The organism is Pseudoroseicyclus sp. CXY001 (genome assembly GCF_041714655.1).
Taxonomy (GTDB): domain Bacteria; phylum Pseudomonadota; class Alphaproteobacteria; order Rhodobacterales; family Rhodobacteraceae; genus Pseudoroseicyclus_A.
Genome location: NZ_CP168219.1, coordinates 2,960,354 through 2,977,768, shown reverse-complemented (window position 1 = coordinate 2,977,768; position 17,415 = coordinate 2,960,354). Strand labels below are relative to the sequence as shown.

Below are 17,415 nucleotides of genomic sequence, written 5' to 3'. Positions count from 1 at the left end.
GGCTCGCTCCCAGCTACCGAACCCTGCCCCCGCCGGCCCCCCGCCCCCCATGAGCATTTGACAAGCGGCCCCGCTTCATGGCCCTGCTCGCGCCGATGAGAGCGCGTCACGCATATCCCCATGCCCGGCCGGGCGAGGTCATCGGCCTTCTGGGCGGGTCCTTCGACCCGGCGCATGAGGGCCATGCCAACATCACCCGGGCGGCGCTGACGCGTTTCTCGCTCGATGCCGTCTGGTGGCTCGTCTCGCCCGGCAATCCGCTGAAGACCCGCGGCCCCGCGCCGATGGCGGAGCGGATCGCGCGGGGGCGGCAGGTGATGGACCATCCGAAGGTCACCGTCTCCGATATCGAGGTGCGGCTCGGCACGCGCTACACGGCGCAGACGCTGGCAAAGCTGCAGCATCTCTATCCCGAGGCGCGATTCGTCTGGCTGATGGGGGCGGACAACCTCGCGCAATTCCATCTCTGGCAGGACTGGCGGGAGATCATGGAGCGGGTGCCCGTCGGCATTCTGGCGCGGCCGGGGCAGCGCATCTCGGCGCGGCTCTCCGTCGCCGCGCGGGTCTACCGGAGCGCCCGGATCCCGGCTGCGGAGGCGCGGCGGCTCGGGCGGGCGGAGGCGCCGGCCTGGTGTTTCATCAACCTGCCGATGAGCCCCGAGAGCTCCTCGGCCATCCGGGCGCGCCGGGCGTTGCAGGGCTGAGAAGCCCGCCCCTTGCCCAGCCTGCCGGCAGCCCTCCGGCGGGCGCGCGCCGGCCCCTCCCATCGCCATTTGGCGGGCCGTCCGCCCCTGACATCGTCGTGCGTTGCCGCCGCATCCGAATCGGGTAATGTCGCGCCGATGCGACCGAGTTTGACCCGCCGCGCCTTCCTGTCGGGCGCCGCCGCCAGTGCTGGCGGCCTCGCCCTGGCCGATTCGCCCCTTACCGCGCTCCGCCCCCAGGCTCGCCCCGGCAGCGCCGCGACGCCCCCGGCCCCGCCGCAGCCCTTCGCGCCCGGCAAGCGGCCCGTGCCCCGGCCGAGCCTCGACGATCTCGTGCGGAATGCCCGGCTCGGCGGCGATGTCTCCATCGCGCTCCGCGATACCGCGACCGGCGAGGTCCGGGGGCAGTATCAGGGCGATGTCGAGGTGCCGCCCGCCTCGGTCACCAAGACCGTCACCACGCTCTATGCGCTCGACACGCTCGGGCCCGCCCACCGCTTCGCCACCCGCGTGCTGGCGACGGGGGCGCTGGCGGGCGACACGCTGACCGGCGATCTGATCCTCGCCGGCGGCGGCGATCCGGGGCTCGACACCGACGGGCTGGGTGCGCTGGTGGACGAGCTCGTCGCCGCGGGGATCCGGCGGGTCGAGGGGCGGTTTCTCGTCTGGGACGGGGCGCTCGCCACCTTCCCCCAGATCGAGCCGAGCCAGCCGGTGCACGTCAGCTACAACCCGGCCGTCGGCGGGCTCAACGTCAATTACAACCGCGTCCATTTCGAATGGGCGCGGGCCGGCTCGGAGTACGACGTGACGATGCAGGCGCGCGCCGCCCGCTATTCGCCGGATGTCCCCGCGATCGGCATGGAGGTCATCGACCGCTCGGTGCCGGTCTATACCTATGCCGAGGGCGAGGCCTCGGAGGAGTGGACGGTGGCGCGGGGCGCGCTGGGCACCGGCGGCTCGCGCTGGCTGCCGATCCGCCATCCCTGGATCTACGCCGGCGAAGTCTTCCAGGCCATCTGCGCCTATCAGGGCATCGTTCTGCCGGCGCCGGAGCGGGCGGCGGCGGAGCCCGAGACGGCGCTGGAGCTGGCGCGGCTGGAGAGCGCCGAGCTCGCCGAGATCGCCCGCGACATGCTCTATTACTCGACGAACCTCACGGCGGAGGTGCTGGGCCTTGCCGCCTCGGCCGCGCGGAGCCTCGAGCCCGCGACGCTGAAGGTCTCGGCCGCGATGATGAACCTCTGGGTCCGGCAGCGGTTCGGCGAAAGGGTCGCCTTCGCCGATCATTCCGGCCTCTCCGACGAGAGCCGGGTCAGCGCCCTGTCGCTGACGGCGGTCCTGGCGCATCCGGCGGCGCGCGAGAGCCTCCGCCCGCTTCTGAAGACGCATCTGATGCTCGATGCGCAGGGCAATCTCATGGATCCGCCGCCGGCCGTGGTGCAGGCGAAGACCGGCACGCTGAACTTCGTCTCGGCGCTGGCGGGCTATGCGCGCACCATCGGCGCGGCGGACCTCAGCTTCGCGACGCTCACCGCCAGTCACGAGCGGCGGGCGGAGACGGCCGGCTCGGAGGAGGAGACGCCCCCCGGCGCCCGCGACTGGCTGGCCCGCTCGCGGGGCCTGCAGGAAGGCGCACTGCGGCTCTGGGGGCGGAGCTTCTCGGCCACCCCGGCCGAACGCGCGGCGCTGGCCGAGCTCGACCACGGCTGAGGCCGGGCGGGCAGGGGTGGCCGGGCGGCGGCCTCGCCTGCGGCAATCGCCCGCCCGCCCGGCGATCCCCGGGGGGCGCCGATGCGGTGCGGGGTCCCTGTGGCGGGCCGGGTTTTTGGGGGGCTGTCTGCCCCCCGTCGCCTTTGGCGACTCCCCCCGAGGATGCCCCGGGAGCAAAGATGGGGGAGGCGGGCCTAGATGGTCACCGGCTCCATCACCTGCGGCTCGTGGACCGTCACGCCGGGGAGGGCGGCGGCGAGCGCATGGGCGTCTTGCGCGAAGACCGGCATCGTCGCGTAATGGCCGGGGATGATGTGGCGGAAGTCGAACCATGTTTCCGCCGCCCAGGCGGCCTGGGCCATGTCCATCGTGTAATGGCCGCCGCAGGAGAGGATGCCGATGTCCGGCTTGTGATAGGCGCCGATCCAGCCCATGTCGGCCATCAGGCCGGTGTCGCCCGAGGCGTATATGACATGGCCTTCCCCCTTGATGATGAAGCCCACCGGATCGCCGGCCGGAAAGGGGCCGCCGTCCAGCCAGTCGATGCTGGAGGAATGGCTGGCGGGGACCATGGTCACTGCGACCTCGCCGAAGGTCACCGTGCCGCCGCAGCCGAAGCCCTTCGCCGCCGCGCCCCGGGCGGCGAGCCAGCTCGCCAGCTCGTGGATGGCATGGATCGGTGCGCCGGTCTCCTTCGACACCTCCTCCACCTCCGAGGCGTGATCGCCATGGCCATGGGTGAGGAGGATCTGCGTGACCCCGGCCAGCGCCTCCGCCCGCCTCGCGTCGGGGAATTTCGGGTTGGCCGTCAGCCAGGGGTCGATCAGCAGCACCTCGCCGGCGATCTCGATCCGAAACGCCCCGTGTCCGAGCCAGATGATGTTCATGAGCCTGTCCTCCTGCTAGCCCTGTCTCAGGATAGGCCGATGGCGGCCGGGGGAAAGCGGGGGACGTGACGTGAACTGGTCGGAGCAGATCGACATCTATTGCGAACGGCTCGGGCCGGGCTTCTGGGCGGAGCCGTTGAATGCCATCAGCAACCTCGCCTTCATCGCGGCGGCGCTGATCCTGTGGCCCCGCGCGCGGCGCCACAGGCCCTCGGCGCTTCTCTGCGCCATTCTCTTCGTGATCGGGGTGGGGTCGTTCCTGTTCCACACCTTCGCCACGCAGTGGGCGTCGACGGCGGATTCGACGCCGATCGGAATCTTCATCCTCGTCTATCTCTATTTCGTGCACCGGCATTTCGTCGGCCTGCCGCGCTGGGCGGCGGGGCTCTCGACACTGGGCTTCGCGCCCTATGCGGCGCTGATGGTGCCGCTCCTGAACGCGCTGCCGTTCTTCCGCATCTCGGATTTCTACTGGACGGTGCCGATCCTGCTCTTCGTCTATGCCGCCGGGCTCTGGCGGCGGGACCGGGCGACGGCAGAGGGCATGGCCATCGGGGCGGGGATCCTGACGCTGTCCATCACCCTGCGGTCGCTCGACATGACGCTCTGCTACGTCTGGCCCTTCGGCACGCATGTCTTCTGGCACCTCCTCAACGGGGTGATGCTCGGCTGGATGATCCATGTCTGGCTCGGCTGGAAGGGGCGGCGCCTTGCGGCGGCAGGGGCCTCGGGCTAAACCCGCGCTCGTTCTGAAGGAGGCTCATCCATGGCCATCGACGAAGGTACGGCGGCGCGCGTCGCCAAGCTCGCCCGCATCCAGGTCGCGCCGGAGCGTCTGCCGGCGCTGGCGGAGGAATTCTCCGCCATTCTCGGCTTCATCGAGCAGCTCAACGAGGTGGATGTGGAGGGCGTGGAGCCCATGGTCTCCGTCACGCCCATGCGGCTGAAGCGCCGCGAGGATGTGGTGACCGACGGCAACCAGCCGCAGGCCGTGCTCGCCAATGCGCCCGATGCCCGCGAGGGCTTCTTTGCCGTGCCGAAGGTGGTGGAATGACCGAATACCGTACCATCGCCGCCGCCCGCGATGCGCTCCGCCGGGGCGAGGTCACGGCGGTCGAACTCGCCGAGGATTACATCGCCCGCGTCGAGGGCGCCGATGCGCTCGGCGCCTTCGTGCACAAGACGCCAGAGATCGCCCGCGAGCAGGCGGCCCGCGCCGACCAGCGGCTGAGATCCGGCGATGCGCCGGATCTGTGCGGGATTCCCGTCGGTGTGAAGGATCTCTTCTGCACGCGCGGCGTGCCGAGCCAGGCGGCCTCGAAGATCCTCGAGGGCTTCCGGCCCGAATACGAGAGTACCGTGACCGAAAAGCTCTTCGCCGAGGGTGCCGTCATGCTCGGCAAGCTCAACATGGACGAATTCGCCATGGGGAGCTCGACCGAGACCTCCACCTACGGCGATGCGGTGAACCCCTGGCGGCGCGGCAATGACGAGGCGAAGCTGACGCCCGGCGGCTCTTCCGGCGGCTCGGCGGCAGCAGTCTCGGCCGATCTCTGCCTCGGCGCGCTCGGCACCGATACCGGCGGCTCGATCCGCCAGCCGGCCGCCTTCACCGGCATCACCGGGCTGAAGCCGACCTATGGCCGCGTCTCGCGCTGGGGGATCATCGCCTTCGCCTCCTCGCTCGATCAGGCGGGGCCCATGGCGCGCGACGTGCGCGACTGCGCCATCATGCTCCAGGCCATGGCCGGGCATGACGCGAAGGATTCGACCTCCGCCGAGCTGGACGTGCCGGATTTTGAGGCGATGCTCGACGGCGACATCCGCGGCAAGGTCATCGGCATCCCGCGCGAATACCACATGGACGGCATGCCCGAAGAGATCGAGGCGATCTGGGCCGAGGGGCGGGCGATGATGGAGGCGGCGGGCGCGACGCTCCGCGATATCTCGCTGCCGCACACGAAATACGCTCTGCCGGCCTATTACGTGATCGCCCCGGCCGAGGCCTCGTCGAACCTCGCCCGCTACGATGGCGTCCGCTACGGGCGCCGGGCGCGGATCGGGCAGGGCGACGGCATCACCGAGATGTACGAGAGGACCCGCGCCGAGGGCTTCGGCGACGAGGTGCAGCGGCGGGTGATGATCGGCACCTATGTGCTCTCCGCCGGCTTCTACGACGCCTATTACAACCGCGCCCGCAAGGTCCGCACGCTCATCAAGCGCGACTTCGAACAGGTCTTCGCCGATGGCGTCGATGCAATCCTGACGCCGGCCACCCCCTCGGCCGCCTTCGGGCTCGGCGAGATGGCCGAGGCCGATCCGGTGCAGATGTATCTCAACGACGTCTTCACGGTGACGGTGAACCTCGCGGGCCTGCCGGGCATATCCGTGCCCGCCGGGACCGACCGGCAGGGGCTGCCGCTGGGGCTGCAGCTCATCGGCAAGCCCTGGGAAGAGGGGGCGTTGCTGAATACCGCCTACGCACTGGAGCGTGAGGCGGGATTTGTGGCAAAGCCTGCGAAGTGGTGGTAATCACCGCCCCCAATCGCTTGTGTTGAGGGTGAAGATGAACGTGCATTCGCTGTATCTGCTGGCAGGGCTCCCGCTCCTGCTCGGCGCCTGTTCCGACAGGCCGGCCGGCGAATGGTCGTCGGACTATTCGCAGTACGAGATGCAGCGGGCCGAGGCGGAGGCCGCGGGCACTGCGCCCGTCACCGACCCGGCCGCCATCTGGGCGACGCCGACAGGCACGACGGCGCTGCCCTCCGGCGACGGCATCAGCACGAACGACCTCGCCGCGGCGGGCATCGGCGCCTCCGGCGGCACGGGCGCGCCTTTGTCGGCGATCACGCCGGCCGCGCCGCTCGCGACCACCACGCCCAGCTACCTGAACAACGATCAGGTGCGCGCCGGGGTGGAGGCGAGCCCCGGCAATGCCGCGCCCTCGATCAGCCATCCCGGCATCTCGGACGAGCAGAATTTCGACGCCGTCGCCAGCCGCGAGACCATCGAATCGGACGCCGCCCGGCTCGCCGAGAACGCCGCGCAATATCAGGTCGTCCAGCCGACCGCCCTGCCGACGCGGCAGGAGGCGGGGCCGAACGTGGTGGAATACGCGCTTTCGGCGCCGAACCGGCGCGGGCAGGAATGGTATTCCCGCTCGATCATCCAGATCCCGGGCCAGTTCGAGCGCAATTGCTCGAGCTACAATTCCCCCGACGAGGCGCAACGCGACTTCCTCGCCCGGGGCGGGCCGAACCGCGATCCGCGCGGCATCGACCCCGATGGCGACGGCTTCGCCTGCGGATGGGACCCGGCGCCGTTCCTGGCCGCCGTGGGACGGGGCTGAACGCCACCGCCTATCCCTCGCCCAATGCGGGCGTGCGCCGCCCCGGCAGCCGCATTCATATGGTGGTGATCCACTACACCGTCCTCGACCTTGCCGAGACGCTGGAGCGGCTCTGCGACCCGGCCGCCGAGGTCTCGGCCCATTACGTCATCGCCCCGGAGGGCGAGGTGCTGCAGCTTGTCGACGAGGGGATGCGCGCCTGGCACGCGGGCAGCGGCCGCTGGGGGCTGGTGCGCGACGTGAATTCCCATTCGATCGGCATCGAGCTGGTCAACGACGGCCGCGCCCCCTTCGCCGCGCCGCAGATGCTGGCGCTGGAGCGGCTGCTCGCCGATCTCATGACGCGCTACAGGATCCTGCCCTCCAACGTCATCGGCCATTCCGACATGGCGCCGGGCCGCAAGAGCGACCCCGGCCCCCGATTCGACTGGCGGCGGCTGGCGCTGCAGGAGCTCTCCGTCTGGCCGACGCACGGGGCAACGGCGCCGGTGGGGGCGCTGCACGGCTCGCTCGTCGTCTTCGGCTACGACCCGACGTTGTCGCCGCAGGCGCGGCTCGCCGCCTTCCGCAGCCGGTTCTTCCCCGGCCGCGAGGGGCCGCCGGGCAATGACGAGGCCGGGGCGGCGGTGGATCTGGCCCGGCGCTTTCCCGTTGACGCCCCGCGGCGGCAGCCCTAGAGCCCGCGATGCGCGGAGGGCCGGGCGGCCGCGGGGCAACTCGAGGAAAGTCCGGACTCCATCAGGCAACGGTGCCGGGTAACGCCCGGCCGGGGCAACCCGAGGGATAGCGCCACAGAGAACAGACCGCCGGGATGTCGTTCCGGCAAGGGTGAAACGGTGGGGCAAGAGCCCACCGGGGGGCTGGCAACAGCGCCCGCATGGCAAGCCCCACCGGGAGCAATGCCGAATAGGGGCCGCGCGCCGAAAGGTAGGGACGTCTGATCCCGAGCGGTCCGGGTTGGCAGCATGAGCGGCGGGGTGACCCGTCGCCAGCAGATGAATGGCCGCTACCGGGGTCCGATCCGTCGGGGCCCGGCACAGAATCCGGCTTACAGGCCCTCCGCGCGCCTTTGCCCCGCCTGCGAGTCGCCTTTCGACGGCGGCCCGATGCCCTCCCGGCCTTGACAGGGCCCCTCGCGCGCGTAAAAGGCGGGCTTCAACGGATTTCAGCTAGGGGCCGCCCACGACGGTGCTGCCGCCACAGCTTAGGAGCGTGACATGGCCAAACCGGCAACCATCAAGGTCCGCCTCAACTCGACGGCGGATACCGGGCACTTCTACGTGACGAAGAAGAACGCCAAGACGATGACCGACAAGATGAGCGTGCGGAAGTACGATCCGGTCGCGCGCAAGCACGTCGAATACAAGGAAGGCAAGATCAAGTAAGCCTTCCGCCCCCGGAAAACGGGGGGCCCTTTCGGGGACAGTGAGGCCGTGCCTTCGGGCGCGGCCTTTTTCGTGCGCGCAGGCCGGCGGGGGCGGGCTTGCGGGGGAGGGCGCGTGAGCCCACATCGGCGGGATGCGCGCGCCCGTCACGATACGCCCCGCCATGCCTGCCGATATCGCCGGCATCGACGCGATGATGTCCCGCGCCTGGAGCGCCCAGATGCAGGGCGCCTATCCGCCGTCGCTCCTCATCCTCGCGATTCCCTTCATCTCCCGCGCCCAGCCGGCGCTTCTGGCCTCTGGCCGCTACTATGTGGCGGAGGCCGAGGGCCGCATCCTCGGCGCCGGCGGCTGGAGCCTCCGCGGCGCGGGGGGCGCCGATGTCCGCCATCTGGCGGTGGATGCCGGCGCGGCTGGGCAGGGCATCGGCCGGGCGCTGATGGCCGAGAGCCTTAGCGCGGCGGGTGAGGCGGGGGCGGTGGAGATGCAGGCGACCGCGACGTTGAACGCGGTGGGGTTCTACGAGCGCCTGGGGTTCGCAGTGACGGGGGAGACGCAGGTGCGGCTCGGACCGGCGCTGGCGCTGCCCTGCAGGACGATGCGGCGGGCCTTGGGGGTGCGGGTGGGGCCGGGAGGGTTGCCGGGCTGAAGCCCGGCCTACGCCCGGCCGTGCCGCGAGGTAGGGTGGGTTTGTAACCCACCATGGCCCGGCGGTTGTGCGGAGCCCCCGCCCGGGTAACGCGCCGCAGGCGCAGGGCGAGCGCCGGCCCGTCCCGCGGGCTGGCGCTCCGGTTGGGTCAGGGCCCAGCCGGTGAGCGGGGGCGGGGTTGCACCATAAAACGCAATGCGGCGCGGTCAGGAGCGCCACCGCCCGGGCCGGCGCTCGCCCTGCGCGGCGCCGTCGGTCTTTGCTCGGCCCGCCCTGACGAGCAGGCTCGCGGCTCCTCGCCAAACGAAAAGGGCCGGCGTTGCCGCCGGCCCTTCCGAAGTCTCTCTCCCGTCAGCTCACTCGCGCGAGGCGCCGAGGAACTGCAGCAGGAACATGAAGAGGTTGATGAAGTCGAGGTAGAGGTTCAGCGCGCCCATGATGGCGGCCTTGCCCAGCCACTCGCTGTCGCCATGCGTCGCATGGGCGAGATAGGTGTTCTTGATGTTCTGCGTGTCATAGGCGGTCAGCCCCGCGAAGATCAGCACACCCAGCACCGAGATGGCGAACATGATCGCCGGCGAGCCGAGGAAGATGTTGATGATCGAGGCGACGACCAGGCCGATCACGCCCATGATCAGGAACGACCCCCAGCCCGAGATGTCCCGCTTCGTGGTGTAGCCCCAGAGCGACAGGCCGGCGAAGGAGATCGCGGTGACCAGGAAGACCTGGGCGATCGAGAAGCCGGTGAACACCTGGAAGATCCAGGAGAGGCTGAGGCCCATCACGGCGGCGAAGGCGTAGAAGAACGTCTGCGCGCCGGCGGCGGAGAGCCGGTTGATCGCGGCGGAGAAGGCGAAGACCATGATCAGCGGCGCAAACATGATCACCCAGCCGAGGATGTTCGGCTGCATCGTCGCCGGGTCGCGGAAGATCGAGAGCAGCTCCGGCGAGGAGCCGACCGCCCAGGCGACGGCGAAGGTCAGCAGCATGCCGATCGACATGGTGCCGTAGACCTTGTTCATGTGGGCGCGGAGACCCTCGTCGATCTCCGCGGTGCGGACGCCCGTGACGGGGCGTGCGTATCTCGGTTGAGCCATCGAGACCTCCTTCTCATGCTTCCCGTGCCCCGCCACATGATCGGCGAAGCTTTGCGCATGATATGAGGAAGCGGGGCCTTCGTTTCAAGCCTTTCGCGCGCAATCGCGCCCTTTGTGGCCTGACGCTTTCGTCAGATGGCTTTGATGGGGCGCGCGGCGTCAGCGCCGCCAGCCGGCCGGCACGTCCCAGAAGGGGCGGGAGGCCTCGCGGGCGGCCTCGCGCTCGGTGATGCCGAGGTCGCTGAGACGGGCCCCGTCGAGCTTCGAGAGCGCCCGGCGTTGCAGCCAGGCGCCGTGCATCGAGGCGAGGGAAAAGGCGCCCGGCAGGCGGAGCGCCAGGGGGCTGAGGGAATGCAGGAGGGAGGGCATGGCGGACTCCATGGTCTTCTTGATGGTTAACGCGGTTCATATTTCGATGCTTGATATATGGAGCGTCGGGTGGCAGAAGAAAAACGAATGCTCAGCATCTGACTCATCAGGAGCGGTGATATGCCCAGGAATATCGACATGGTGGCGCTCCGCAGCTTCGTCGCGGTGGCGGAAACCGGCGGCGTCACGCGGGCGGCGGGCTTTCTCAACCTCACGCAATCGGCGGTCTCGATGCAGCTCAAGCGGCTGGAGGAGTCGCTCGCCCTGTCGCTCTTCGAGCGGGCCGGCCGCGGCGTGGCGCTGACCGCCGCCGGAGAGCAGCTCCTCTCCTACGCCCGCCGGATGCTCAGGCTCAACGACGAGATCTATGCGCGGCTGACGGCGCAGGAATACGAGGGCGAGGTGGTGCTCGGCGTGCCGCATGACGTCGTCTATCCCGCCATCCCGCTCGTCCTGCAGAGATTCGCGGCCGATTTCCCGCGGGTGCGGGTGCAGCTCCTATCGTCCTTCACCCGGCGGCTGGTCAGCCAGTATGCGCGCGGCGAGGCCGATGTGATCCTGACCACCGAAAGCGACCTGCGCGAGGGCGGCGAGACCCTTGTCGAGCGGCCGCTGACCTGGCTCGGCGCCCCGGCCGGCGAGGCCTGGAAGCGCCGGCCGCTCCGGCTCGCCTATGAGCAGGAGTGCATCTTCCGCCTCGGCGTGCAGGAGCGGCTCGATGCCGCGGGCATCGAATGGGAGATGGCAGTGAGCAGCAATTCCTCGCGCACGATCGAGGCGACGGTCAGCGCCGACCTCGCCGTGCACACGATGATCGAGGGCACCGAGCCCCGGCATTTCGAGCGCATCCAGCATGGCGGCGCGCTGCCGGAGCTCTGGCCCGTCAAGGTCAACATGTATGCCTCCGACCAGGGCGGCGGCCCGCCCGTCCGCGCGCTGGCGGAGATGCTGCGCCAGGCCTATCTGGCGGGCTGACCCCGCGGCGACATGCGTCGCGGGCATGGACAGGGCCCTGGGGGCTTGCGATGATGGCCCGCCGGTTCAGGGGCCGGTTTTCGGGGGCCGCAAGGCCGGGGCAGGGGGAGCACATGCGCAAGTTTCTGGTCATTCTCGACGACAGCCGCGAGTGCCTCAACGCCATGCGCTTTGCCGCGATGCGTGCGGCGCATACCGGCGGCGGCGTGACGATCCTCTCCATCATCCCGCCCGAGGAATTCGCCCATTGGGTGGGCGTGGGCGAGATCATGCGGGCCGAGGCGCGCGAGCGGATCGAGGTGCATTTCGAGGTCTATGCCAAGTGGATGCGCGACAAGCAGGGCATCGAGCCCGAGCTGGTGATCCGCGAGGGCGAGATCCTGCAGGAGCTCCTCGCCCATATCACCGAGGACGGGAACATCGGCGTCGTCGTGCTCGGCGCGGCGGCGGACAAGAAGGGCCCGGGGCCGCTCATCACGCAGCTCACCCGCGCCTCCGGCTCGCTGCCGGTGCCGCTGACCATCGTGCCGGGCGACCTGTCCAAGGAACGGCTGGAATCGATCACGTGAGCCGCATCGGCCTCGTCACCCTGGTGGTGCCGGATTACGACGCGGCCATCGCGCATTATACCGGCGATCTCGGCTTCGAGCTGATCGAGGATCAGCCCCAGGAGGGCAAGCGCTGGGTCGTCGTGCGGCCGAAGGGCGGCGAGACGGGGCTGCTTCTCGCCAAGGCCAAGGGCCCGGCGCAGGAGGCCGCCATCGGCGCGCAGACCGGGGGCCGGGTGTTCCTCTTCCTCGAGACGGAGGATTTTGTCGGCGATCATGCCCGGATGCAGGCCGCCGGCGTCGCCTTCATGGAAGAGCCGCGCGACGAGCCCTACGGCCGCGTCGCCGTCTTCCGCGATGCCTTCGGCAATCTGTGGGACCTACTCGAGCGCCGCTGAGGCCTCGAGCACGACGAGATTGCCGGACGGGTCGACGAGCCGCAGATGCCGCCGGCCGGAGGAATTCTCGAGCTTGCCGGCGCGGATGCCGGCCTCGACGATGCGCGCCCGCTCCGCCGCGAGGTCATCGACCTTGAGCGTGATCGTGCCGGAGCCGGCGTGGTCGCGATCCTCGCGGAGCTGAAAGCGCCCCTCGTGCTCGTGCCATTCCATGAGGTTGTATTTCGGCCGGGCGTCGGGCGCGCGGCCGATGAGCGCGGTGTACCACGCCTCGGCCTGATCGAGCCGGGCGATCGAGAGATGGGCAAAAACGTCCGAGCTGTCCAAGGATGATCCTCCCCCACGTGCAGAACGCCTCACGGCGCCGAGCGGTTCCCCAAAACTTTCCCGGAGGCCGGTGAATGAAACCTTACCATAGGGAAACCCCGCCCGCTTAGAATCATTCCAGATCCCTTGACCGGACCGGGGTGGGGGCGCATATCGGACCTGTCCGAACGAAGGGAAGCCGACATGTTCATCCAGACCGAATCGACGCCGAATCCTGCGACGCTGAAATTCCTGCCCGGCCAGTCGGTTATGGACAGCGGCACCGCGGATTTCGCCAGCGCCGAAGCGGCGGAGGTCTCGCCGCTCGCCCGGGCCATCTTCGGCATCGGCGGGGTGACCGGCGTCTTCTTCGGCAACGATTTCGTGACCGTCACCAAGAGCGAAGCCACGGAATGGGATCACATCAAGCCCGGCATCCTCGGCGCGGTGATGGATCACTTCCAGTCCGGCGCGCCCCTGATCGAGGGCGCCGGCGCCCCCTCCGACGGCCATGCCGCGCATGACGGCGAGGATGGCGAGATCGTCGGCCAGATCAAGGAGCTGCTCGACACGCGCGTCCGCCCGGCGGTGGCGCAGGACGGCGGCGACATCACCTTCCACGGCTTCGAGCGGGGCGTCGTCTACCTGCACATGCAGGGCGCCTGCGCCGGCTGCCCCTCCTCGACGCTGACGCTGAAGATGGGCATCGAGAACCTCCTGCGCCACTACATCCCCGAGGTGACCGAGGTGCGGCCGGTTGCCGTCTGATCCGGCCACGGATTCGGCCAGCAAGAGCCCGGCCATCACGGGGCGCTGCTATTGCGGCCAGAGCCGGCTCGCCGCCGCATCCTGGCCGGAGCGCCTCTCCTACTGCCATTGCAGCGACTGCCGCCGGGCGACCGGCGCGCCGGTCGCGGCCTTTGCGGCCTTCCCGGAAGGGCAAGCGCATTGGTCGCCGGCCGGGCGGGCCGTCTCGGCGGCGCCCGGGGGCCGGCGCTGGTTCTGCGCGGGCTGCGGCTCGCCGCTCGCCGCCACCTTCGATTACCTGCCCGGGCAGGTCCACGTGCCGCTCGGCGTCATCGACCAGGCGGCGGAGCTTCCGCCGCAGCTCCAAACCCATGTGGAATCCGGCCTCCCCTGGCTGCATATCGAGGACGACGCGCCCCGCCATGCCGCCAGCGGGCGGGCCAGCTTGCAGACCTGCGGCTGATGACCGTCCTCGCCTTCGACACCTCCGGCCCCCAGCTCTCCGCCGCGCTCCTTGCCGGCGGGGCGCTCACCACCCGCGTTGAGCCCATGGCGCGGGGGCAGGCCGAGCGGCTGATGGGGCTTCTGGAAGAGCTTCTGGCCGAGGCCGGGCTCGTCTGGGGCGACCTCACCGCCATCGGCGTCGGCATCGGCCCGGGGAATTTCACCGGCATCCGCCTCTCCGTCTCTGCCGCAAGGGGCCTCGCGATCGGGCTCGGCATCCCCGCCATCGGGGTCGATCTCTTCGCGGCGGCGGGGGAGGGCGACGTGGCGCTGCCGGCGCCGCGCGGCATGGCTTACCTCCGGCCCGCAGGCGGCGCGGCAATGCTGGTGCCGGAGGCGGAGGTCCCGCCCGGGGCCGCCGGCCCCGCCTCCCCCGAGGCCGCCATCGCCGCCATCGCCCGCATCGCCGCCGCCCGCCTGGCGGAGGGCGCCGCCGCGCCCCGACCCGTGCCGCTCTACATCCGCGCCCCCGATGCCGCGCCGCCGAAGCTGGCGCCGCCGCCGATGCTGCCCTAATCCGGGGTCATGACCCCCGACGAGATCGCCGCCATCCACCATGCCTCCGCCGGCCCCGAGCGGCCGTGGTCGGCTGCCGAGATCGGCGAGATGCTGGCGAGCCCCGGCGCCTTCGTCCTCGGCGAGGCCGGCACCGCCTTCCTCCTCGGCCGGGCCATCGCCGGCGAGGCGGAAGTTCTGATGCTCGCGACCCATCCCGATCACCGCCGGCAGGGCCATGCCGCGGCGCTCCTCCAAGGTTTCGAGGAAGAGGCCCGCGCCCGCGGCGCGGCCAGCGCCTTCCTCGAGGTGGCGGAGGACAATGCGCCGGCGCGCGCGCTCTACGGCGGGGCCGGCTACACCCGGGCCGGGCGGCGGCCCGCCTATTATCCGAGGCCCGGCGGTGCCGTTTCTGCCCTTATCCTCATCAAGCCTCTTTGATTGGGGCCCGCTCCGGGCCTGTCCCGCGGCGTCCTGCCGCGCCACTCCCAAAAAGCAGTTGACCGCCCCAGCCCCCCGTTGCCTTATCGGGCGATGAACCGGCGCCCCGCGCCGGCTCTCCATAAGGCGTGCCTCCGAGGGTCGGAGGTGGCCGCAAAAAACGACCTGGGAGATTTTCAATGACCCACATGACGAAACTCTTCGGCGCCTGCGCCGCGCTGGCCCTGTCCACCGGCGCCGCCCTCGCCGATCCGGCCATCATCTACGACCTCGGCGGCAAATTCGACAAATCCTTCAACGAATCCGCCTTCAATGGCGCCACCATGTGGGCCGAGGAAACCGGCGAAGCGTTCAACGAGGTCGAGCTGCAGAACGACGCGCAGCGCGAGCAGGCGCTCCGCCGCTTTGCCGAGGCGGGCAACAACCCGATCGTCATGGCCGGCTTCTCGTTCGAGACCGCCCTCAACCAGGTGGCGCCCGACTATCCCGACACGACCTTCGTCGTGATCGACGCCGTCGTCGACCAGCCGAACGTCCGCTCGGTGATCTTCGATGAGCATGTCGGCTCCTACTTCGTCGGCGTTCTCGCCGCGATGGCCTCCGAATCCGATACCGTCGGCTTCGTCGGCGGCATGGACATCCCGACCATCCGCAAGTTCGGCTGCGGCTATGCCCAGGGCGTGCTCGACACCAACCCCGATGCCACTGTCGTCGCCAACTTCGTCGGCACCACGCCCGACGCCTGGAACGACCCGGGCAAGGGCTCCGAGCTGACCCTCGCGCAGATCAGCCAGGGCGCCGATGTCGTCTATGCCGCCGCCGGCGGCTCCGGCGTGGGCGTGCTGCAGACCGCCGCTGACGAGGACATCCTCAGCATCGGCGTCGACAGCAACCAGAACTACCTGCACCCGGGCCAGGTGCTGACCTCGATGCTCAAGCGCGTCGACAATGCCGTCTATGACGCCTTCATGGCGGGCCCGGAGGTCGAGACCGGCCTCGTCATCATGGGCGCCGACAACGGCGGCGTCGGCTATGCGCTCGACGAGAACAACGAGAGCCTGATCACCGACGAGATGAAGGCCGCGGTCGACGAAGCCGCCGCCGGCATCGCCTCGGGCGAGATCATGGTGCACGACTACACCTCGGACGAGACCTGCCCGGCGATCCAGTTCTGATCTGACCGGCAATGACAAACGGGCCGCGCCGGGGGACCGGCGCGGCCCGGCAGAAGGGGGCAGGGGGCATGGCAGAGGCGGCAGCCGCCATCGAGCTGAAGGGCATCTCGAAGTCCTTCGGGCCGGTTAAGGCCAACAAGGACATCTCGATCCGCGTTCGGCCCGGCACGATCCACGGGATTATCGGCGAGAACGGCGCCGGCAAGTCGACGCTCATGTCGATCCTCTACGGCTTCTACAAGGCCGATGCGGGGGAGATCTTCATCGGCGGCAAGCCCGTCGAGATCCCCGACAGCCAGGCGGCCATCGCCGCCGGCATCGGCATGGTCTTCCAGCATTTCAAGCTCGTCGAGAACTTCACCGTTCTGGAGAACATCGTCCTTGGCGCCGAGGACAGCGCCATGCTGCGCCCCAGCCTCGCCCGCGCCCGCAAGGAGCTGAAGGCGCTGGCGGATGAATACGAGCTGTCCGTCGATCCCGATGCGGTGATCGAGGAAATCGGCGTCGGCATGCAGCAGCGGGTCGAGATCCTGAAGGCGCTCTATCGCGGCTGCGACATCCTCATCCTCGACGAGCCGACCGGGGTGCTGACCCCGGCGGAGGCGGACCAGCTCTTCCGCATCCTCGCCCGGCTCAAGGAAGAGGGGAAGACCATCATCCTCATCACCCACAAGCTGCGCGAGATCATGGACATCACCGACGAGGTGAGCGTCATGCGGCGCGGCGAGATGGTGGCGACCGTGACGACGGCAGAGACCTCGCCGCCCGAGCTCGCCGAGCTCATGGTCGGCCGCAAGGTGCTGCTGCGCGTCGAAAAGAAGCCCGCGAAGCTCGGCGACAAGGTGCTGGAGGTCCGCGGCCTTCGCGTCGTCGACGAGCAGGGCGTCGAGCGGATCCGCGGCATCGATTTCGACATCCGCGCGGGCGAGATCCTCGGGCTCGCCGGGGTGGCCGGCAACGGCCAGTCGGAGCTGCTCGAGGTGCTCGGCGGCTACCGCGCCGCCACCGGCGAGGTGAAGCTGAACGGCAAGGAGATCGACCTCACCGGGTCGAAGTCCGACGGCCAGTCGCGCCGGGCCCGGGGCATCGCCCATGTGCCCGAAGACCGGCAGGCCGAGGGCCTCATCATGGATTACACGGCGTGGGAGAACGTGGCCTTCGGCTACCACCACGACCACAAGTACCAGGCCAATGCGCTCTTCATGAAGAACAGCGCCATCCGCGCCGATTGCGCCGCGAAGATGGAGAAGTTCGACGTCCGCCCGCCGGACCCGATGCTGCTCGCGAAGAGCTTCTCCGGCGGCAACCAGCAGAAGATCGTCGTCGCCCGCGAGATCGAGCGCGACCCCGACCTCCTCCTCGTCGGCCAGCCGACGCGCGGCGTCGATATCGGCGCCATCGAGTTCATCCACCAGCAGATCGTGGCCCTCCGCGACCGCGGCAAGGCGATCCTCCTCGTCTCGGTGGAGCTCGACGAGATCATGTCGCTCTCCGACCGGATCGCCGTGATGTTCGACGGCCGGATCATGGGCGAGCGCAAGCCGGACGAGACGGATGCCGGCGAGCTCGGCCTGCTCATGGCCGGCATCACCGACACCGATTCCCCGCATTCCGCCGCCGAGGTCGAGGCCGCCCTCGCCCGCCGCAGCGGCAGCGCGGCGAAGGAGACCTGA

22 protein-coding genes and 1 other RNA gene are annotated in these 17,415 nt (G+C 69.9%); 19 read left to right on the top strand and 4 right to left on the bottom strand.

The genetic code is table 11. From position 1 onward, the window contains the following. Nucleotides 1–77 precede the first annotated feature (77 nt). Both ACAZ03_RS14575 and dacB read left to right on the top strand, forming a co-directional pair. On the top strand, nt 78–704 hold the full coding sequence (locus ACAZ03_RS14575; RefSeq protein WP_373354715.1) for a nicotinate-nucleotide adenylyltransferase: 627 nt from the start codon (nt 78–80) through the stop codon (nt 702–704). A gap of 138 nt (nt 705–842) precedes the next feature. Then, nucleotides 843–2,417: a D-alanyl-D-alanine carboxypeptidase/D-alanyl-D-alanine-endopeptidase gene (gene dacB / locus ACAZ03_RS14570; protein ID WP_373354714.1), complete on the top strand. Its 1,575-nt coding sequence runs from the start codon at nt 843–845 to the stop codon at nt 2,415–2,417. A gap of 194 nt (nt 2,418–2,611) precedes the next feature. Here the strand turns inward: dacB and ACAZ03_RS14565 are convergent, their stop codons facing one another. Next, the gene (locus tag ACAZ03_RS14565; protein WP_373354713.1) at nt 2,612–3,304 is read right to left on the bottom strand and encodes a metal-dependent hydrolase; all 693 of its coding nucleotides are present in this window, start codon (nt 3,302–3,304) and stop codon (nt 2,612–2,614) included. A gap of 70 nt (nt 3,305–3,374) precedes the next feature. Between ACAZ03_RS14565 and ACAZ03_RS14560 the strand changes: the two genes are divergently transcribed. From ACAZ03_RS14560 to ACAZ03_RS14525, 8 genes are all read left to right on the top strand, one after another. Next, nucleotides 3,375–4,040, top strand: coding sequence for a ceramidase domain-containing protein (locus tag ACAZ03_RS14560; RefSeq protein ID WP_373354712.1), 666 nt, complete (start codon nt 3,375–3,377; stop codon nt 4,038–4,040). Nucleotides 4,041–4,070: 30 nt separating this feature from the next. After that, nucleotides 4,071–4,358 carry an Asp-tRNA(Asn)/Glu-tRNA(Gln) amidotransferase subunit GatC gene (gatC, locus tag ACAZ03_RS14555; RefSeq protein WP_373354710.1) on the top strand — a complete coding sequence of 96 codons (288 nt, stop codon included), beginning with the start codon at nt 4,071–4,073 and terminating at the stop codon, nt 4,356–4,358. Next, nucleotides 4,355–5,836 (top strand): Asp-tRNA(Asn)/Glu-tRNA(Gln) amidotransferase subunit GatA, encoded by a 1,482-nt coding sequence (gene gatA / locus ACAZ03_RS14550; RefSeq protein WP_373354708.1) that lies wholly within the window; start codon nt 4,355–4,357, stop codon nt 5,834–5,836. The genes gatC and gatA overlap by 4 nt, the downstream gene beginning before the upstream one ends. A gap of 34 nt (nt 5,837–5,870) precedes the next feature. After that, entirely contained in the window at nt 5,871–6,653 is a 783-nt protein-coding gene (locus ACAZ03_RS14545; RefSeq protein ID WP_373354706.1) for a hypothetical protein, read from the top strand. Beyond that, a complete protein-coding gene (locus tag ACAZ03_RS14540; protein ID WP_373354705.1) occupies nt 6,611–7,330 on the top strand; it encodes an N-acetylmuramoyl-L-alanine amidase in 720 nt (239 codons plus the stop codon). The genes ACAZ03_RS14545 and ACAZ03_RS14540 overlap by 43 nt, the downstream gene beginning before the upstream one ends. A gap of 12 nt (nt 7,331–7,342) precedes the next feature. Beyond that, an RNA gene (rnpB, locus tag ACAZ03_RS14535) (RNase P RNA component class A) lies at nt 7,343–7,720 on the top strand. 150 nt (nt 7,721–7,870) lie between these two features. After that, the gene (gene rpmG, locus ACAZ03_RS14530; RefSeq protein WP_373354703.1) at nt 7,871–8,038 is read left to right on the top strand and encodes a 50S ribosomal protein L33; all 168 of its coding nucleotides are present in this window, start codon (nt 7,871–7,873) and stop codon (nt 8,036–8,038) included. A gap of 133 nt (nt 8,039–8,171) precedes the next feature. Continuing rightward, entirely contained in the window at nt 8,172–8,687 is a 516-nt protein-coding gene (locus tag ACAZ03_RS14525; protein ID WP_373354701.1) for a GNAT family N-acetyltransferase, read from the top strand. Between the two features lie 356 nt (nt 8,688–9,043). On the opposite strand, the gene ACAZ03_RS14520 is transcribed toward ACAZ03_RS14525, so the two are convergent. Both ACAZ03_RS14520 and ACAZ03_RS14515 read right to left on the bottom strand, forming a co-directional pair. Beyond that, on the bottom strand, nt 9,044–9,709 hold the full coding sequence (locus ACAZ03_RS14520) for a Bax inhibitor-1 family protein (protein WP_373357088.1): 666 nt from the start codon (nt 9,707–9,709) through the stop codon (nt 9,044–9,046). A gap of 234 nt (nt 9,710–9,943) precedes the next feature. Beyond that, nucleotides 9,944–10,153 (bottom strand): DUF1127 domain-containing protein, encoded by a 210-nt coding sequence (locus ACAZ03_RS14515; protein ID WP_373354699.1) that lies wholly within the window; start codon nt 10,151–10,153, stop codon nt 9,944–9,946. 120 nt (nt 10,154–10,273) lie between these two features. Here ACAZ03_RS14515 and ACAZ03_RS14510 point away from each other — a divergent pair, with 120 nt between their 5' ends. The 3 genes from ACAZ03_RS14510 to ACAZ03_RS14500 all read left to right on the top strand — a co-directional run bounded on the left by ACAZ03_RS14510 (nt 10,274) and on the right by ACAZ03_RS14500 (nt 12,074). Next, the gene (locus ACAZ03_RS14510; protein WP_373354697.1) at nt 10,274–11,128 is read left to right on the top strand and encodes a LysR family transcriptional regulator; all 855 of its coding nucleotides are present in this window, start codon (nt 10,274–10,276) and stop codon (nt 11,126–11,128) included. A gap of 113 nt (nt 11,129–11,241) precedes the next feature. Continuing rightward, nucleotides 11,242–11,697: a universal stress protein gene (locus ACAZ03_RS14505; RefSeq protein WP_373354695.1), complete on the top strand. Its 456-nt coding sequence runs from the start codon at nt 11,242–11,244 to the stop codon at nt 11,695–11,697. After that, entirely contained in the window at nt 11,694–12,074 is a 381-nt protein-coding gene (locus ACAZ03_RS14500; protein ID WP_373354693.1) for a VOC family protein, read from the top strand. Before ACAZ03_RS14505 ends, ACAZ03_RS14500 begins: the two co-directional genes overlap by 4 nt. Here ACAZ03_RS14500 and ACAZ03_RS14495 read toward each other — a convergent pair. Beyond that, a complete protein-coding gene (locus tag ACAZ03_RS14495) occupies nt 12,057–12,401 on the bottom strand; it encodes a VOC family protein (RefSeq protein WP_373354691.1) in 345 nt (114 codons plus the stop codon). The genes ACAZ03_RS14500 and ACAZ03_RS14495 overlap by 18 nt on opposite strands. A gap of 183 nt (nt 12,402–12,584) precedes the next feature. On the opposite strand from ACAZ03_RS14495, the gene ACAZ03_RS14490 reads away from it, so the two are divergent. The 6 genes from ACAZ03_RS14490 to ACAZ03_RS14465 all read left to right on the top strand — a co-directional run bounded on the left by ACAZ03_RS14490 (nt 12,585) and on the right by ACAZ03_RS14465 (nt 17,415). Further along, nucleotides 12,585–13,148 carry a NifU family protein gene (locus tag ACAZ03_RS14490; protein WP_373354689.1) on the top strand — a complete coding sequence of 188 codons (564 nt, stop codon included), beginning with the start codon at nt 12,585–12,587 and terminating at the stop codon, nt 13,146–13,148. Beyond that, a complete protein-coding gene (locus ACAZ03_RS14485) occupies nt 13,138–13,590 on the top strand; it encodes a GFA family protein (RefSeq protein WP_373354688.1) in 453 nt (150 codons plus the stop codon). Before ACAZ03_RS14490 ends, ACAZ03_RS14485 begins: the two co-directional genes overlap by 11 nt. Continuing rightward, the gene (gene tsaB / locus ACAZ03_RS14480) at nt 13,590–14,147 is read left to right on the top strand and encodes a tRNA (adenosine(37)-N6)-threonylcarbamoyltransferase complex dimerization subunit type 1 TsaB (protein ID WP_373354687.1); all 558 of its coding nucleotides are present in this window, start codon (nt 13,590–13,592) and stop codon (nt 14,145–14,147) included. The genes ACAZ03_RS14485 and tsaB overlap by 1 nt, the downstream gene beginning before the upstream one ends. 9 nt (nt 14,148–14,156) lie before the next feature. After that, the gene (locus ACAZ03_RS14475; protein WP_373354685.1) at nt 14,157–14,567 is read left to right on the top strand and encodes a GNAT family N-acetyltransferase; all 411 of its coding nucleotides are present in this window, start codon (nt 14,157–14,159) and stop codon (nt 14,565–14,567) included. Nucleotides 14,568–14,746: 179 nt separating this feature from the next. After that, nucleotides 14,747–15,742, top strand: a complete 996-nt coding sequence (locus ACAZ03_RS14470) for a BMP family protein (protein ID WP_373354683.1) — start codon at nt 14,747–14,749, stop codon at nt 15,740–15,742. Nucleotides 15,743–15,810: 68 nt separating this feature from the next. Next, entirely contained in the window at nt 15,811–17,415 is a 1,605-nt protein-coding gene (locus ACAZ03_RS14465) for an ABC transporter ATP-binding protein (protein WP_373354681.1), read from the top strand.

Excerpts from the sequence above, each read along its gene's own strand:
- ACAZ03_RS14520 (WP_373357088.1), bottom strand. The coding sequence starts at position 9,709 with ATGAACAAGGTCTACGGCACCATGTCGATCGGCATGCTGCTGACCTTC.
- ACAZ03_RS14475 (WP_373354685.1), top strand. The coding sequence starts at position 14,157 with ATGACCCCCGACGAGATCGCCGCCATCCACCATGCCTCCGCCGGCCCC.
- ACAZ03_RS14525 (WP_373354701.1), top strand. The coding sequence starts at position 8,172 with ATGCGCGCGCCCGTCACGATACGCCCCGCCATGCCTGCCGATATCGCC.
- ACAZ03_RS14470 (WP_373354683.1), top strand. The coding sequence starts at position 14,747 with ATGACCCACATGACGAAACTCTTCGGCGCCTGCGCCGCGCTGGCCCTG.
- tsaB (WP_373354687.1), top strand. The coding sequence starts at position 13,590 with ATGACCGTCCTCGCCTTCGACACCTCCGGCCCCCAGCTCTCCGCCGCG.
- ACAZ03_RS14545 (WP_373354706.1), top strand. The coding sequence starts at position 5,871 with ATGAACGTGCATTCGCTGTATCTGCTGGCAGGGCTCCCGCTCCTGCTC.
- ACAZ03_RS14540 (WP_373354705.1), top strand. The coding sequence starts at position 6,611 with ATGGGACCCGGCGCCGTTCCTGGCCGCCGTGGGACGGGGCTGAACGCC.
- gatC (WP_373354710.1), top strand. The coding sequence starts at position 4,071 with ATGGCCATCGACGAAGGTACGGCGGCGCGCGTCGCCAAGCTCGCCCGC.
- ACAZ03_RS14505 (WP_373354695.1), top strand. The coding sequence starts at position 11,242 with ATGCGCAAGTTTCTGGTCATTCTCGACGACAGCCGCGAGTGCCTCAAC.
- gatA (WP_373354708.1), top strand. The coding sequence starts at position 4,355 with ATGACCGAATACCGTACCATCGCCGCCGCCCGCGATGCGCTCCGCCGG.
- ACAZ03_RS14565 (WP_373354713.1), bottom strand. The coding sequence starts at position 3,304 with ATGAACATCATCTGGCTCGGACACGGGGCGTTTCGGATCGAGATCGCC.
- ACAZ03_RS14575 (WP_373354715.1), top strand. The coding sequence starts at position 78 with ATGGCCCTGCTCGCGCCGATGAGAGCGCGTCACGCATATCCCCATGCC.
- ACAZ03_RS14510 (WP_373354697.1), top strand. The coding sequence starts at position 10,274 with ATGCCCAGGAATATCGACATGGTGGCGCTCCGCAGCTTCGTCGCGGTG.
- ACAZ03_RS14515 (WP_373354699.1), bottom strand. The coding sequence starts at position 10,153 with ATGCCCTCCCTCCTGCATTCCCTCAGCCCCCTGGCGCTCCGCCTGCCG.
- ACAZ03_RS14465 (WP_373354681.1), top strand. The coding sequence starts at position 15,811 with ATGGCAGAGGCGGCAGCCGCCATCGAGCTGAAGGGCATCTCGAAGTCC.
- ACAZ03_RS14490 (WP_373354689.1), top strand. The coding sequence starts at position 12,585 with ATGTTCATCCAGACCGAATCGACGCCGAATCCTGCGACGCTGAAATTC.
- dacB (WP_373354714.1), top strand. The coding sequence starts at position 843 with ATGCGACCGAGTTTGACCCGCCGCGCCTTCCTGTCGGGCGCCGCCGCC.
- rpmG (WP_373354703.1), top strand. The coding sequence starts at position 7,871 with ATGGCCAAACCGGCAACCATCAAGGTCCGCCTCAACTCGACGGCGGAT.